A 14,293-nucleotide genomic window follows, 5' to 3' on the forward strand; every position below is an offset into this window, starting at 1 on the left:
CTCCCACGACGGTGAGTTTTGAAGAGTGAACAGAAGAAGATTTTGTTTATTTTTAACGCGCTTTCGAACTGTTTAAAACTTCATAAAATCATTTAGTTAGATGTATTTTCTATTTTTGTCTGTATGTATGGTGTTTTGTTCTATATGATTGCGCGTAATGTGGTTTTTTATGTTGTCAGAAATTATCTGTTTTATGAGAGATAAGCATTCATCATTAGTGTCGCGTCGGCTATTTCGGAAATACTGAGTATTAAAGGTAAAATGAGAAGGTTAGACCTTTCCGGCGGCGGGGGGTGTGAAACTATTGTTAAGTATAATTAATGAATGGTAGAAATCTTAATTAATTATTATTTAATATTTAAAAAGCATTTACTAAAGCCGTAATAATATCTTTCTGGTCCGATTAGTATAACATATCCCAGGTTAAGATTATTCGTAATAATACTTATAAATATAGCGGTTTTAGGTTAAGATAATGATCCGAAACGGGGGCGTAGTCTGCGTTGTCTGCTAATTTTCATGACGCGATTTTATACATAACCTATTGTTAAATATATTGTTTTTGTATCTGTGCGTCTCGGTAAACTATTTGACGCTGTTACAAGATTTACACGTCCATCATTAGCAGAAATCTGTAGACGCCTAAAGGTATGACACATTCTCTTTGATATATCCCGATCAGTTGCATTTGGTATTATATCAGTAAGTAAGAGAAGTGTTTTGGTCGTATTTTCAATTACATTCTAACATTTACCTGGGTAACCAGGCGGTACTGCGAAGGATGCACATTACAAATGGAATTGCTTGTTTCTGAATGCACAGCATTAACCAGGTCAGCCCGATATGACCCGCCAGTAAGTGAAAAATTATGATAAATGCAAATCGTCCGATAATTAACCTCGATCTCGATCTGCTGAGAACGTTCGTGGCCGTTGCCGATCTGAACACCTTCGCCGCGGCGGCGGCGGCGGTATGTCGTACTCAGTCTGCGGTCAGTCAGCAAATGCAGCGTCTTGAGCAACTCGTGGGAAAGGAATTGTTCGCCCGCCATGGCCGTAACAAACTTTTGACCGAACACGGTATCCAGCTTCTGGGGTACGCCAGAAAAATCCTGCGTTTTAATGATGAGGCGTGTTCATCATTAATGTTCAGTAATCTTCAGGGAGTGTTAACAATCGGCGCTTCTGATGAATCAGCTGATACTATCCTGCCTTTTTTGCTTAGCCGAATCAGCTCGGTTTATCCGAAACTCGCGCTTGATGTACGGGTAAAACGCAACGCCTATATGGTGGACATGGTTAAATCGCAGGAAGTAGATTTGGTGGTGACGACTAACCAACCTCATTCGCTGGACTGTCTGAATTTGCGGACCTCGCCCACCCATTGGTATTGTGCGGCTGAGTATGTTTTGCAAAGGGGAGAGCCCGTACCATTAGTCCTGCTGGACGATCCCAGCCCATTCCGCGATATGGTGCTGGAGACGCTAAATGCAGCGGGTATTCCCTGGCGGCTGGCCTATGTGGCGTCTACATTACCGGCGGTACGCGCGGCCGTTAAAGCCGGTCTTGGCGTAACGGCTCGACCTGTCGAAATGATGAGTCCCGACCTTCGCGTACTGGGCGCCGCAGACGGATTACCGCCTTTGCCGGATACGGAATATCTGTTGTGCCGCGATCCCAATAGCCAGAACGAGCTGGCGATGGTGATTTTCCATGCGATGGAAAGCTATCAAAACCCATGGCATTACAACCAGTTTTCTGCAGAGGGCGGAGATGATCCGCTGATGGTGGAAGGGGGTTTTGAGTAGCTCGCAGGCAAAAGGCGCTAAGTCGTAAATGTAAAAAAGAGCCGCTGGCGATGAAAAAACGCTCAGTGGCTCTTTTTTTGTGCCCATCTGTACGCGCTTAACCGCACAAATTGTAAAAGTTGCGGTAAATCAGCCAGTAGCGATTCGCAGTTCAATGTGGGCAAAAAATAACCAGAACATCCATTTTATGAATTTGCATGTTAAAAAACTAGAGAAATTGTTGCTGTTTTAGGGGGGGAATTAACAAAAGCGTGTCACAGATCAAGAAAATACTCCCATTTAGGGGGAGGCATCTTCACAAATTCCTGTCAAAATAGGTGTGTGTTATTTCTTTTGCTTCACAACGGACACGATTCAACAACATAAAATCCCCCCTGGTCGAAGAGTCATTTTCTCCAGGATGGCACTTAATGTTAATGATGATGAATTGATGTAAATTAATGTGAAGGAACTTTTGTTAAAGTTGACAAAAGGTTATAGAAAGGAGTAAAAAACCACATCAATTAGCTGTTTTTATCATTTTCTACAGTAATTGTAGGGTTTTTTTTATTCCTCCCCATGAATCGATGTGGCGTCCATCTGCCGTAAAGAGCAGAGGAACTGGCGCTACTTTTGATGAGTAAGCAATGAGTATGTCAACATCCACTGAAGTCATCGCTCATCACTGGGCATTCGCTATCTTTCTTATCGTTGCCATTGGCCTGTGCTGCCTGATGCTGGTAGGCGGTTGGTTTTTGGGCGGTCGCGCACGCGCGAGGCACAAGAACGTTCCGTTTGAATCAGGTATCGACTCGGTCGGCACCGCCCGCTTACGCCTGTCTGCCAAGTTTTACCTGGTAGCCATGTTCTTCGTTATCTTCGACGTTGAAGCGCTGTATCTGTTCGCATGGTCGACTTCTATCCGCGAAAGCGGCTGGGTTGGCTTTGTGGAAGCTGCAATTTTTATTTTTGTGTTACTGGCTGGTCTGGTTTATCTGGCGCGTATTGGCGCGTTGGACTGGACGCCCGCGCGTTCACGCCGCGAGCGTATGAACCCGGAAACGAACAGTATCGCTAATCGTCAACGCTAACCGCGAGGCATTAAGATGGATTATACGCTCACCCGCATAGATCCTAACGGTGAGAATGACCGTTACCCCCTGCAAAAACAGGAGATCGTAACCGACCCCCTGGAGCAGGAAGTTAACAAAAACGTGTTCATGGGCAAACTGCATGACATGGTTAACTGGGGCCGTAAAAACTCAATTTGGCCCTACAACTTCGGCCTTTCTTGCTGCTATGTAGAGATGGTGACCTCTTTTACCGCAGTGCATGACGTTGCCCGTTTCGGCGCGGAAGTGCTGCGTGCGTCGCCACGTCAGGCTGACCTGATGGTGGTGGCCGGTACCTGCTTTACCAAAATGGCCCCGGTTATTCAGCGTCTGTATGACCAAATGCTGGAGCCAAAATGGGTCATTTCTATGGGCGCCTGCGCCAACTCCGGCGGCATGTACGATATTTATTCGGTAGTGCAGGGCGTTGATAAGTTCATCCCGGTGGATGTGTATATCCCTGGCTGTCCGCCGCGTCCGGAAGCGTATATGCAGGCGTTGATGCTGCTGCAAGAATCGATTGGCAAAGAGCGCCGTCCGCTCTCATGGGTGGTGGGCGATCAGGGCGTGTATCGCGCCAATATGCAGCCAGAACGCGAACGTAAACGCGGCGAGCGTATTGCCGTCACGAACCTGCGTACCCCGGACGAGATTTAATTTGCGCCTGTCGGCAGCAGCACTTCACTTCGCTAACCACTATTTTAATAGCGCGAAGCACTGCCGACCACCACGGACCATTTGCAATGGTGAACAATATGACCGACTTAACCGCGCAAGACGCTGCATGGAGTACCCGCGATCATCTTGATGATCCGGTTATCGGCGAACTGCGCAACCGTTTTGGGCCGGATGCCTTTACCGTTCAGGCGACCCGCACCGGTATCCCCGTTGTTTGGGTCAAGCGTGAACAACTACTGGAGGTTGGCGATTTCTTAAAGAAACTGCCGAAACCTTACGTCATGCTGTTTGATTTACACGGCATGGATGAACGCCTGCGTACGCACCGTGACGGGTTACCCGCCGCGGATTTTTCCGTTTTCTACCACCTGATTTCCATTGAGCGTAATCGCGATATCATGCTCAAGGTGGCGTTGTCTGAAAACGACCTGCGCGTGCCGACCTTCACTAAACTTTTCCCTAACGCCAACTGGTACGAGCGTGAGACCTGGGAGATGTTTGGTATTGATATCGAAGGCCACCCGCACCTGACGCGCATCATGATGCCGCAAACCTGGGAAGGCCATCCGCTGCGTAAAGATTATCCGGCGCGCGCGACCGAATTCGACCCGTTTGAGCTGACCAAAGCCAAGCAGGATCTGGAAATGGAAGCGCTGACCTTTAAGCCGGAAGACTGGGGGATGAAGCGCGGGACTGACAACGAGGACTTTATGTTCCTCAACCTCGGCCCGAACCACCCATCTGCGCACGGTGCGTTCCGTATTATCCTGCAACTTGACGGCGAAGAAATCGTCGACTGCGTGCCGGATATCGGCTATCACCATCGCGGCGCCGAAAAAATGGGCGAGCGCCAGTCCTGGCATAGCTACATTCCCTATACCGACCGTATCGAATACCTCGGTGGTTGCGTCAATGAAATGCCGTACGTGCTGGCGGTAGAAAAGTTGGCAGGGATCACCGTCCCGGATCGTGTGAACGTCATCCGCGTGATGCTCTCTGAACTGTTCCGCATTAACAGTCATCTGCTGTACATCTCGACCTTTATTCAGGACGTCGGCGCGATGACGCCGGTCTTCTTTGCCTTTACCGACCGGCAGAAAATTTATGACCTGGTGGAAGCCATTACCGGTTTCCGTATGCACCCGGCCTGGTTCCGTATCGGTGGCGTCGCGCACGACTTGCCGCGCGGTTGGGATCGCCTGCTGCGAGAGTTCCTTGAGTGGATGCCGAAGCGTCTGGACTCTTACGAGAAAGCCGCGCTGCGTAACACCATTCTGAAAGGGCGTTCGCAGGGCGTTGCCGCTTACGGCGCGAAAGAGGCGCTGGAGTGGGGCACCACCGGCGCAGGGCTGCGCGCGACCGGGATCGACTTCGACGTACGTAAATGGCGTCCATACTCTGGCTACGAAAACTTTGACTTTGAAGTGCCGGTGGGCGGCGGCGTTTCCGACTGCTATACCCGCGTGATGCTGAAAGTGGAAGAGCTGCGCCAGAGTCTGCGCATTCTTCAGCAGTGCCTCGATAACATGCCGGAAGGCCCGTTCAAAGCGGATCACCCGCTGACCACGCCGCCGCCGAAAGAGCGCACGCTGCAACATATCGAAACCCTGATCACCCACTTCCTGCAGGTCTCCTGGGGCCCGGTGATGCCGGCGCAGGAGTCCTTCCAGATGGTGGAAGCGACGAAGGGGATTAACAGTTACTACCTGACCAGTGACGGCAGCACTATGAGCTACCGTACCCGCGTGCGCACGCCGAGCTTTGCGCACCTGCAGCAGATTCCCTCGGCGATCCGCGGTAGCCTGGTCTCCGACCTGATTGTCTATCTGGGTAGTATCGATTTTGTTATGTCAGATGTGGACCGCTAATTATGCACGAGAATCAACAACCACAAACCGAGGCTTTTGAGCTGAGTGCGGCAGAGCGTGAAGCGATAGAGCACGAGAAGCACCACTACGAAGACCCGCGTGCGGCGTCCATTGAAGCGCTGAAAATCGTTCAAAAGCAGCGTGGCTGGGTGCCGGACGGCGCGATCTACGCTATTGCCGATGTGCTGGGTATTCCGGCGAGCGACGTCGAAGGCGTCGCCACATTCTACAGCCAGATCTTCCGTCAGCCGGTCGGTCGCCACGTGATTCGCTACTGCGACAGCGTGGTGTGCCATATCACCGGCTATCAGGGGATTCAGGCCGCGCTGGAAAAAAATCTCAACATCAAACCGGGGCAGACGACCTTTGATGGTCGCTTTACGCTGCTGCCGACCTGCTGCCTGGGGAATTGCGATAAAGGGCCGAACATGATGATTGATGAGGATACTCACAGCCATCTGACCCCGGAAGCCATTCCTGAACTACTGGAGCGGTATAAATGAAAAACGTTATCCGTACTCCCGAAACCCATCCGCTGACCTGGCGTCTGCGCGATGACAAACAGCCGGTCTGGCTGGATGAATATCGTAGCAAAAACGGCTACGAAGGCGCGCGTAAGGCGCTGACCGGCCTGTCTCCGGATGAAATCGTCAGCCAGGTAAAAGACGCCGGTCTGAAAGGGCGCGGCGGCGCGGGCTTTTCCACCGGTCTGAAGTGGAGCCTGATGCCGAAAGATGAATCCATGAACATCCGTTACCTGCTGTGTAACGCCGATGAAATGGAACCGGGCACCTATAAAGACCGTCTGCTGATGGAACAGCTGCCGCACCTGCTGGTGGAAGGCATGCTGATCTCCGCGTTCGCGCTGAAAGCGTATCGTGGTTACATCTTCCTGCGCGGCGAATATATCGAAGCGGCTGTACATCTGCGCCGTGCGATTGCTGAAGCAACCGAGGCCGGGCTGCTTGGCAAAAATATCATGGGCACCGGGTTCGACTTTGAACTGTTTGTCCACACCGGAGCAGGGCGTTACATCTGTGGTGAAGAAACGGCGCTGATTAACTCCCTCGAAGGCCGCCGCGCGAACCCGCGTTCCAAGCCGCCCTTCCCGGCGACCTCCGGCGTATGGGGCAAGCCGACCTGTGTGAATAACGTCGAAACGTTGTGCAACGTCCCGGCAATCCTCGCCAACGGCGTGGAGTGGTACCAGAACATCTCGAAAAGCAAAGATGCGGGTACCAAGCTGATGGGCTTCTCGGGCCGCGTGAAGAATCCGGGCCTGTGGGAATTACCGTTCGGCACCACCGCGCGCGAGATCCTCGAAGACTACGCGGGCGGTATGCGCGATGGCCTGAAATTCAAAGCCTGGCAACCGGGCGGGGCGGGAACCGACTTCCTGACCGAGGCGCATCTTGACCTGCCGATGGAGTTCGAAAGCATTGGTAAAGCAGGCAGCCGTTTGGGGACCGCGCTGGCGATGGCGGTAGACCACGAAATCGGCATGGTATCGCTGGTGCGTAACCTGGAAGAGTTCTTTGCCCGCGAATCCTGCGGCTGGTGTACGCCATGCCGCGACGGGTTGCCGTGGAGCGTGAAAATTCTACGCGCGCTGGAGCGTGGCGAAGGCCAGCCGGGGGATATCGAGACACTTGAGCAACTGTGTCGTTTCCTCGGACCGGGTAAAACCTTCTGCGCGCATGCGCCGGGCGCGGTTGAGCCACTGCAAAGCGCAATTAAGTATTTCCGCGAAGAATTCGAAGCTGGCATCAAGCAGCCGTTCAGCAATACCCATTTAATCAATGGTATTCAGCCGAACCTGCTCAAAGAGCGCTGGTGAGTTAACGATTTTTAATTTGGAAGCATGCTAATGGCTACGATTCATGTAGACGGCAAAGAATACGAGGTCAACGGCGCGGACAACCTGCTACAGGCATGTCTGTCCCTGGGCCTTGATATTCCGTATTTTTGCTGGCACCCGGCGCTGGGAAGCGTCGGTGCTTGCCGCCAGTGTGCGGTGAAGCAATACCAAAACGCGGAAGATACGCGTGGTCGCCTGGTGATGTCCTGTATGACGCCAGCCACCGACGGTACCTTTATCTCTATTGACGACGAAGAAGCGAAACAGTTCCGTGAAAGCGTGGTGGAGTGGCTGATGACTAACCACCCGCACGACTGTCCGGTCTGTGAAGAGGGCGGTAACTGCCATCTTCAGGATATGACCGTGATGACGGGGCACAGTTTCCGCCGCTACCGTTTCACCAAACGTACCCACCGCAACCAGGATCTGGGGCCGTTTATCTCTCACGAAATGAACCGCTGCATCGCCTGCTACCGTTGTGTGCGTTACTACAAAGATTATGCCGACGGCACCGATCTGGGCGTCTATGGCGCGCATGACAACGTCTACTTCGGGCGTCCGGAAGACGGTACGCTGGAAAGCGAATTCTCCGGTAACCTGGTCGAGATTTGCCCGACCGGCGTTTTCACCGATAAAACGCACTCCGAGCGTTACAACCGTAAATGGGACATGCAGTTTGCGCCGAGCATCTGCCAGCAGTGTTCCATCGGCTGTAACATCAGCCCGGGCGAGCGCTATGGCGAACTGCGCCGTATCGAAAACCGTTACAACGGTACCGTTAACCACTACTTCCTCTGCGACCGCGGTCGTTTCGGCTATGGCTATGTGAACCTGAAAGACCGTCCGCGTCAGCCGGTTCAGCGCCGTGGCGATGACTTTATTACTCTCAACGCCGAGCAGGCGATGCAGGGCGCGGCGGATATTCTGCGCCAGTCGAAGAAAGTGATCGGTATCGGTTCGCCACGCGCCAGCATTGAGAGCAACTTTGCGCTGCGTGAGCTGGTTGGTGCGGAAAACTTCTACACCGGTATCGCGCGCGGCGAGCAGGAACGTCTGCAACTGGCGCTGAAAGTGTTGCGTGAAGGCGGAATTTACACCCCGGCGCTGCGGGAAATCGAATCTTATGACGCGGTACTGGTATTGGGCGAAGACGTTACCCAGACCGGCGCGCGCGTTGCGCTGGCGGTACGCCAGGCGGTGAAAGGTAAAGCGCGTGAAATGGCGGCGGCGCAGAAAGTAGCCGACTGGCAGATTGCGGCCATCCTTAACATCGGCCAGCGTGCCAAACATCCGCTGTTCGTGACCAACGTGGACGACACCCGTCTGGATGATATCGCCGCCTGGACCTATCGCGCGCCGGTGGAAGATCAGGCGCGCCTGGGCTTTGCGATTGCTCATGCGCTGGACAATACGGCGCCTGCGGTTGACGGTATCGACAGCGACTTACAAAACAAAATTGATGTCATTGTGCAGGCGTTGGCCGGCGCGAAAAAACCGCTGATTATCTCCGGCACTAACGCCGGTAGCAGTGAGGTGATTCAGGCGGCCGCCAACGTGGCGAAAGCGCTGAAAGGCCGTGGCGCCGACGTCGGTATTACTATGATTGCCCGTTCCGTGAACAGCATGGGGCTGGGTATGATGGGCGGCGGTTCGCTTGACGATGCGTTGGGCGAGCTGGAAACCGGCAACGCGGACGCGGTGGTGGTGCTGGAAAACGATCTCCACCGTCATGCAAGCGCTACGCGCGTGAACGCTGCGCTCGCCAAAGCGCCGCTGGTGATGGTGGTTGACCATCAGCGCACGGCGATTATGGAAAACGCGCATCTGGTGCTTTCCGCGGCAAGCTTCGCCGAAAGCGATGGTACGGTCATCAACAACGAAGGCCGCGCGCAGCGCTTCTTCCAGGTTTATGATCCGGCCTACTACGATAACAAGACGATTATGTTGGAAAGCTGGCGCTGGCTGCATTCGCTGCACAGCACCGTCGAAAACCGCGAAGTGGACTGGACTCAGCTTGACCACGTGATCGACGCGGTCATTGCCGCCATGCCGCAATTTGCCGGTATTAAAGACGCCGCGCCGGATGCGACCTTCCGCATTCGTGGGCAGAAGCTGGCGCGCGAACCGCATCGTTACAGTGGCCGTACGGCGATGCGCGCCAATATCAGCGTGCATGAACCACGTCAGCCGCAGGATAAAGACACCATGTTCGCCTTCTCAATGGAAGGGAATAACCAACCGACTGCCCCGCGATCTGAAATTCCGTTCGCCTGGGCGCCGGGCTGGAACTCCCCGCAGGCGTGGAACAAATTCCAGGATGAAGTGGGCGGCAAACTGCGTCACGGCGATCCGGGCGTGCGTTTGATTGAAGCGACTGAGGGCGGTCTGGATTATTTCACTACCGTGCCGGCAAGCTTCCAGGCGCAAGACGGTCAGTGGCGTATTGCGCCGTATTACCACCTGTTTGGCAGCGACGAATTGTCTCAGCGTTCTCCGGTCTTCCAGAGCCGTATGCCGCAGCCGTATATCAAACTTAACCCGGCGGATGCCGCGAAGTTGGGCGTTAATGCCGGGACGCGCGTCTCCTTTAGCTACGATGGCAATACGGTGACGCTGCCGGTTGAAATCTCTGAAGGGTTAGCGGCAGGGCAGGTAGGGCTGCCGATGGGTATGCCTGGCATCGCGCCGGTTCTGGCTGGCGCGCGTCTTGAGGATCTGCGGGAGGCGCAACAATGAGTTGGATTACACCGGATCTGATTGAGATCCTGCTGAGCATTCTCAAAGCGGTGGTGATTCTGCTGGTGGTCGTCACCTGCGGGGCCTTCATGAGCTTTGGCGAACGTCGTCTGCTGGGTCTGTTCCAGAACCGTTATGGACCAAACCGCGTTGGCTGGGGCGGCTCGCTCCAGCTGGTCGCGGACATGATCAAGATGTTCTTTAAAGAAGACTGGATCCCGAAATTCTCGGATCGCGTCATCTTTACCCTGGCGCCGATGATCGCGTTTACTTCGCTGCTGCTCTCCTTCGCCATTGTGCCGGTTAGCCCTAATTGGGTGGTGGCCGATTTAAACATCGGGATTCTGTTCTTCCTGATGATGGCCGGTCTGGCGGTTTACGCGGTGCTGTTCGCCGGTTGGTCGAGCAACAACAAATACTCGCTGCTGGGCGCGATGCGCGCGTCTGCCCAGACGGTGAGCTACGAAGTGTTTCTTGGTCTTTCCCTGATGGGCGTGGTGGCGCAGGCCGGTTCATTTAATATGACCGATATCGTCAATAACCAGGCGCATCTGTGGAACGTGATTCCGCAATTCTTTGGGTTTGTTACTTTCGCCATCGCGGGCGTAGCGGTCTGTCACCGTCACCCGTTTGACCAGCCGGAAGCCGAGCAGGAACTGGCGGACGGTTACCACATCGAATATTCCGGTATGAAATTCGGTCTGTTCTTCGTGGGGGAGTACATCGGCATCGTCACCGTATCCGCGCTGATGGTAACGTTGTTCTTCGGTGGCTGGCATGGCCCGTTCTTACCGCCATTCGTCTGGTTCGCGCTGAAAACCGCGTTCTTCATGATGATGTTCATTTTGATTCGTGCGTCGTTACCGCGTCCGCGTTATGACCAGGTAATGTCCTTCGGCTGGAAAGTTTGCCTGCCGCTGACGCTCATCAACTTGCTGGTAACGGCGGCTGTCATTCTGTGGCAGGCGCAATAAGGGACACAAAGACCATGACCTTAAAAGAATTATTAGTAGGTTTCGGCACTCAGGTACGCAGTATCTGGATGATCGGCCTGCATGCGTTCGCCAAACGCGAAACGCGGATGTATCCGGAAGAGCCGGTCTATTTACCGCCCCGTTACCGTGGTCGTATCGTGCTCACGCGCGACCCGGACGGCGAAGAGCGCTGCGTTGCCTGTAACCTGTGCGCGGTAGCCTGTCCGGTAGGCTGTATCTCTCTGCAAAAAGCGGAGACCAAAGATGGCCGCTGGTATCCGGAATTTTTCCGCATTAACTTCTCACGCTGCATCTTCTGCGGCCTGTGCGAAGAAGCGTGCCCGACCACGGCGATTCAGTTGACCCCGGACTTCGAACTGGGCGAATACAAACGTCAGGATCTGGTGTACGAAAAAGAGGATCTGCTGATTTCCGGTCCGGGCAAATACCCGGAATATAACTTCTACCGGATGGCGGGTATGGCAATCGACGGCAAAGATAAAGGCGAAGCAGAGAACGAAGCCAAGCCTATCGACGTCAAGAGCCTGTTACCGTAAGGAGAGGGCAATGGAATTCGCTTTTTATATCTGTGGCCTGATAGCCATCCTCGCGACCCTGCGAGTGATCACCCATACCAATCCGGTACACGCGCTGTTGTATCTGGTGATATCGCTACTGGCGATTTCCGGGGTGTTCTTTTCGCTGGGCGCTTATTTTGCCGGTGCGCTGGAAATTATCGTCTACGCAGGCGCCATCATGGTGCTGTTTGTGTTCGTGGTGATGATGCTCAACCTCGGCGGCAGCGAAATCGAACAGGAACGCCAGTGGCTGAAGCCGCAGGTGTGGATTGGTCCGGCGGTTTTGTCGGCCATTATGCTGGCGGTCATTGTGTACGCCATTCTGGGCGTTAACGACCAGGGCATCGACGGCACGCCGATTAGCGCGAAAGCGGTGGGCATCACGCTGTTCGGGCCTTATGTTCTGGCGGTCGAACTGGCGTCGATGCTGCTGCTGGCAGGCCTGGTGGTGGCGTTCCACGTCGGTCGTGAAGAGCGTGCGGGCGAAGTGCTAAGCAACCGCGCCGATGACCGCGCGAAAAGAAAAACGGAGGAGCGCGCATGATCCCCTTAACACACGGACTGATCCTCGCTGCGATTTTATTCGTCCTGGGTTTAACCGGTCTGGTTATCCGCCGCAATCTGCTGTTTATGCTGATCGGGCTGGAAATCATGATTAATGCCTCCGCGCTGGCCTTTGTGGTCGCCGGGAGCTACTGGGGCCAGACCGATGGTCAGGTGATGTACATTCTCGCCATCAGCCTTGCGGCTGCGGAAGCGAGTATTGGACTTGCGCTGTTGCTGCAACTCCATCGCCGTCGCCAGAACCTGAACATCGATTCAGTAAGTGAGATGCGTGGATGAACATGCTTGCCTTAACCATTATTCTGCCATTGATTGGCTTTGTACTGCTGGCGTTCTCTCGCGGACGCTGGTCGGAAAATCTCTCCGCGACCATTGGCGTGGGCTCCGTTGGTCTGGCGGCGTTGGTGACAGCGTTTGTCGGGATGGATTTCTTCGCCAACGGCAAACAGGCGTTCAGCCAGCCGCTGTGGACGTGGATGTCGGTCGGTAACTTCAACATCGGTTTTAACCTGGTGCTGGACGGCCTGTCGCTGACCATGCTCTCTGTGGTCACCGGCGTCGGCTTCCTGATCCACATGTTCGCGTCCTGGTACATGCGTGGGGAAGAGGGTTACTCCCGCTTCTTCGCTTATACCAACCTGTTTATCGCCAGCATGGTTGTTCTGGTGCTGTCCGATAACCTGCTGTTGATGTACCTCGGCTGGGAAGGCGTGGGCCTGTGCTCTTATCTGTTGATCGGCTTCTATTACAGCGATCCGAAGAATGGCGCAGCGGCAATGAAAGCCTTCGTGGTGACCCGTGTCGGTGACGTGTTCCTCGCCTTCGCGCTGTTCATCCTCTACAACGAACTGGGCACGCTGAACTTCCGCGAAATGGTCGAGCTGGCGCCAGCGCACTTTGCTGACGGCAACAACATGCTGATGTGGGCGACGCTGATGCTGCTGGGTGGCGCGGTCGGTAAATCTGCGCAGCTACCGTTGCAGACCTGGCTTGCCGACGCGATGGCCGGTCCGACGCCGGTCTCCGCGCTGATCCACGCCGCCACCATGGTTACCGCCGGTGTCTACCTGATTGCACGCACGCATGGCCTGTTCCTGATGACCCCGGAAATTCTGCATCTGGTGGGTATTATCGGGGCGATTACGCTGGTAATGGCAGGTTTCGCCGCGCTGGTGCAGACCGACATCAAACGCGTGCTGGCCTATTCCACCATGAGCCAGATTGGCTACATGTTCCTGGCGCTTGGCGTGCAGGCGTGGGATGCGGCGATTTTCCACCTGATGACGCACGCCTTCTTTAAAGCGCTGCTGTTCCTGGCCTCCGGCTCGGTAATTCTGGCCTGCCATCACGAACAGAACATCTTTAAGATGGGCGGTCTGCGTAAGTCCATTCCGCTGGTGTATGCCTGCTTCCTGGTGGGGGGCGCGGCGCTGTCGGCGCTGCCGCTGGTCACTGCGGGCTTCTTCAGTAAGGATGAGATCCTGGCTGGCGCGATGGCGAACGGTCATATCAATCTGATGGTGGCGGGTCTGGTCGGCGCGTTCATGACCTCGCTGTACACCTTCCGGATGATTTTCATCGTATTCCACGGGAAAGAACAAATTCATGCTCATGCAGGGAAGGGGATTACCCATCATCTGCCGCTGATTGTCCTGATGATCCTGTCTACCTTTGTTGGCGCGCTGATTGTGCCGCCATTGCAGGGGGTGCTGCCGCAGACAACTGAACTGGCGCATGGTCGCGTCATGACGCTGGAAATTACCTCTGGCGTAGTGGCGATTGCCGGCATCCTGATTGCCGCATGGCTGTGGCTGGGTAAACGCACGCTGGTGACGTCGATCGCCAACAGCGCGCCGGGCCGTCTGCTGGGTACCTGGTGGTATAACGCCTGGGGCTTTGACTGGCTGTACGACAAAGTATTCGTCAAGCCATTCCTCGGTATCGCCTGGCTGCTGAAGCGCGACCCGCTTAATGCGTTGATGAACATTCCGGCTATCCTTTCCCGTTTTGCAGGCAAAGGCCTGGTACTGAGCGAGAACGGTTATTTGCGCTGGTATGTGGCATCCATGAGCATTGGCGCGGTTGTGGTGCTGGCGCTGCTGATGGTACTGCGTTGATCGTAAAGTGAATTTTATCCAA

13 protein-coding genes are annotated in these 14,293 nt (G+C 54.6%); all 13 read left to right on the top strand.

Translation table 11 applies throughout. The annotated features are described in order from the left end of the window. The first annotated feature begins 868 nt into the window (after positions 1-868). Positions 869-1,807 (top strand): transcriptional regulator LrhA, encoded by a 939-nt coding sequence (gene lrhA, locus ABVM99_RS14225; RefSeq protein WP_000606288.1) that lies wholly within the window; start codon positions 869-871, stop codon positions 1,805-1,807. 79 nt (positions 1,808-1,886) lie between these two features. Next, positions 1,887-2,039, top strand: coding sequence for a hypothetical protein (locus tag ABVM99_RS14230; RefSeq protein ID WP_001522276.1), 153 nt, complete (start codon positions 1,887-1,889; stop codon positions 2,037-2,039). Between the two features lie 394 nt (positions 2,040-2,433). Beyond that, positions 2,434-2,877, top strand: a complete 444-nt coding sequence (nuoA, locus tag ABVM99_RS14235) for an NADH-quinone oxidoreductase subunit NuoA (RefSeq protein WP_000062993.1) — start codon at positions 2,434-2,436, stop codon at positions 2,875-2,877. 15 nt (positions 2,878-2,892) lie between these two features. Beyond that, the gene (gene nuoB / locus ABVM99_RS14240; protein ID WP_000386728.1) at positions 2,893-3,555 is read left to right on the top strand and encodes an NADH-quinone oxidoreductase subunit NuoB; all 663 of its coding nucleotides are present in this window, start codon (positions 2,893-2,895) and stop codon (positions 3,553-3,555) included. A gap of 86 nt (positions 3,556-3,641) precedes the next feature. Then, positions 3,642-5,444, top strand: a complete 1,803-nt coding sequence (nuoC, locus tag ABVM99_RS14245) for an NADH-quinone oxidoreductase subunit C/D (RefSeq protein ID WP_000247855.1) — start codon at positions 3,642-3,644, stop codon at positions 5,442-5,444. A gap of 2 nt (positions 5,445-5,446) precedes the next feature. Then, the gene (nuoE, locus tag ABVM99_RS14250) at positions 5,447-5,947 is read left to right on the top strand and encodes an NADH-quinone oxidoreductase subunit NuoE (protein WP_000545038.1); all 501 of its coding nucleotides are present in this window, start codon (positions 5,447-5,449) and stop codon (positions 5,945-5,947) included. Then, positions 5,944-7,281 (top strand): NADH-quinone oxidoreductase subunit NuoF, encoded by a 1,338-nt coding sequence (nuoF, locus tag ABVM99_RS14255; RefSeq protein WP_000800048.1) that lies wholly within the window; start codon positions 5,944-5,946, stop codon positions 7,279-7,281. The genes nuoE and nuoF overlap by 4 nt, the downstream gene beginning before the upstream one ends. 30 nt (positions 7,282-7,311) lie before the next feature. Further along, positions 7,312-10,038, top strand: coding sequence for an NADH-quinone oxidoreductase subunit NuoG (nuoG, locus tag ABVM99_RS14260; RefSeq protein ID WP_001728014.1), 2,727 nt, complete (start codon positions 7,312-7,314; stop codon positions 10,036-10,038). Then, positions 10,035-11,012, top strand: a complete 978-nt coding sequence (nuoH, locus tag ABVM99_RS14265; protein ID WP_000118515.1) for an NADH-quinone oxidoreductase subunit NuoH — start codon at positions 10,035-10,037, stop codon at positions 11,010-11,012. The genes nuoG and nuoH overlap by 4 nt, the downstream gene beginning before the upstream one ends. A gap of 14 nt (positions 11,013-11,026) precedes the next feature. Then, positions 11,027-11,569, top strand: coding sequence for an NADH-quinone oxidoreductase subunit NuoI (gene nuoI / locus ABVM99_RS14270; RefSeq protein ID WP_000172747.1), 543 nt, complete (start codon positions 11,027-11,029; stop codon positions 11,567-11,569). Between the two features lie 10 nt (positions 11,570-11,579). Beyond that, positions 11,580-12,134: an NADH-quinone oxidoreductase subunit J gene (nuoJ, locus tag ABVM99_RS14275; protein WP_000393522.1), complete on the top strand. Its 555-nt coding sequence runs from the start codon at positions 11,580-11,582 to the stop codon at positions 12,132-12,134. Continuing rightward, complete coding sequence (gene nuoK / locus ABVM99_RS14280) at positions 12,131-12,433, top strand: NADH-quinone oxidoreductase subunit NuoK (RefSeq protein WP_000612687.1); 303 nt, start codon at positions 12,131-12,133, stop codon at positions 12,431-12,433. The genes nuoJ and nuoK overlap by 4 nt, the downstream gene beginning before the upstream one ends. Next, positions 12,430-14,271 (top strand): NADH-quinone oxidoreductase subunit L, encoded by a 1,842-nt coding sequence (nuoL, locus tag ABVM99_RS14285; RefSeq protein ID WP_001056582.1) that lies wholly within the window; start codon positions 12,430-12,432, stop codon positions 14,269-14,271. The genes nuoK and nuoL overlap by 4 nt, the downstream gene beginning before the upstream one ends. The last annotated feature ends 22 nt before the right edge of the window (positions 14,272-14,293 follow it).

Origin of the sequence: Salmonella sp. SJTUF15591, assembly GCF_043356435.1 — a bacterium.
Classification (GTDB): domain Bacteria; phylum Pseudomonadota; class Gammaproteobacteria; order Enterobacterales; family Enterobacteriaceae; genus Salmonella; species Salmonella enterica.

Excerpts from the sequence above, each read along its gene's own strand:
- nuoB (WP_000386728.1), top strand. The coding sequence starts at position 2,893 with ATGGATTATACGCTCACCCGCATAGATCCTAACGGTGAGAATGACCGT.
- nuoH (WP_000118515.1), top strand. The coding sequence starts at position 10,035 with ATGAGTTGGATTACACCGGATCTGATTGAGATCCTGCTGAGCATTCTC.
- lrhA (WP_000606288.1), top strand. The coding sequence starts at position 869 with ATGATAAATGCAAATCGTCCGATAATTAACCTCGATCTCGATCTGCTG.
- nuoK (WP_000612687.1), top strand. The coding sequence starts at position 12,131 with ATGATCCCCTTAACACACGGACTGATCCTCGCTGCGATTTTATTCGTC.
- nuoF (WP_000800048.1), top strand. The coding sequence starts at position 5,944 with ATGAAAAACGTTATCCGTACTCCCGAAACCCATCCGCTGACCTGGCGT.
- nuoA (WP_000062993.1), top strand. The coding sequence starts at position 2,434 with ATGAGTATGTCAACATCCACTGAAGTCATCGCTCATCACTGGGCATTC.
- nuoC (WP_000247855.1), top strand. The coding sequence starts at position 3,642 with ATGGTGAACAATATGACCGACTTAACCGCGCAAGACGCTGCATGGAGT.
- nuoL (WP_001056582.1), top strand. The coding sequence starts at position 12,430 with ATGAACATGCTTGCCTTAACCATTATTCTGCCATTGATTGGCTTTGTA.
- nuoJ (WP_000393522.1), top strand. The coding sequence starts at position 11,580 with ATGGAATTCGCTTTTTATATCTGTGGCCTGATAGCCATCCTCGCGACC.
- nuoI (WP_000172747.1), top strand. The coding sequence starts at position 11,027 with ATGACCTTAAAAGAATTATTAGTAGGTTTCGGCACTCAGGTACGCAGT.
- nuoG (WP_001728014.1), top strand. The coding sequence starts at position 7,312 with ATGGCTACGATTCATGTAGACGGCAAAGAATACGAGGTCAACGGCGCG.
- nuoE (WP_000545038.1), top strand. The coding sequence starts at position 5,447 with ATGCACGAGAATCAACAACCACAAACCGAGGCTTTTGAGCTGAGTGCG.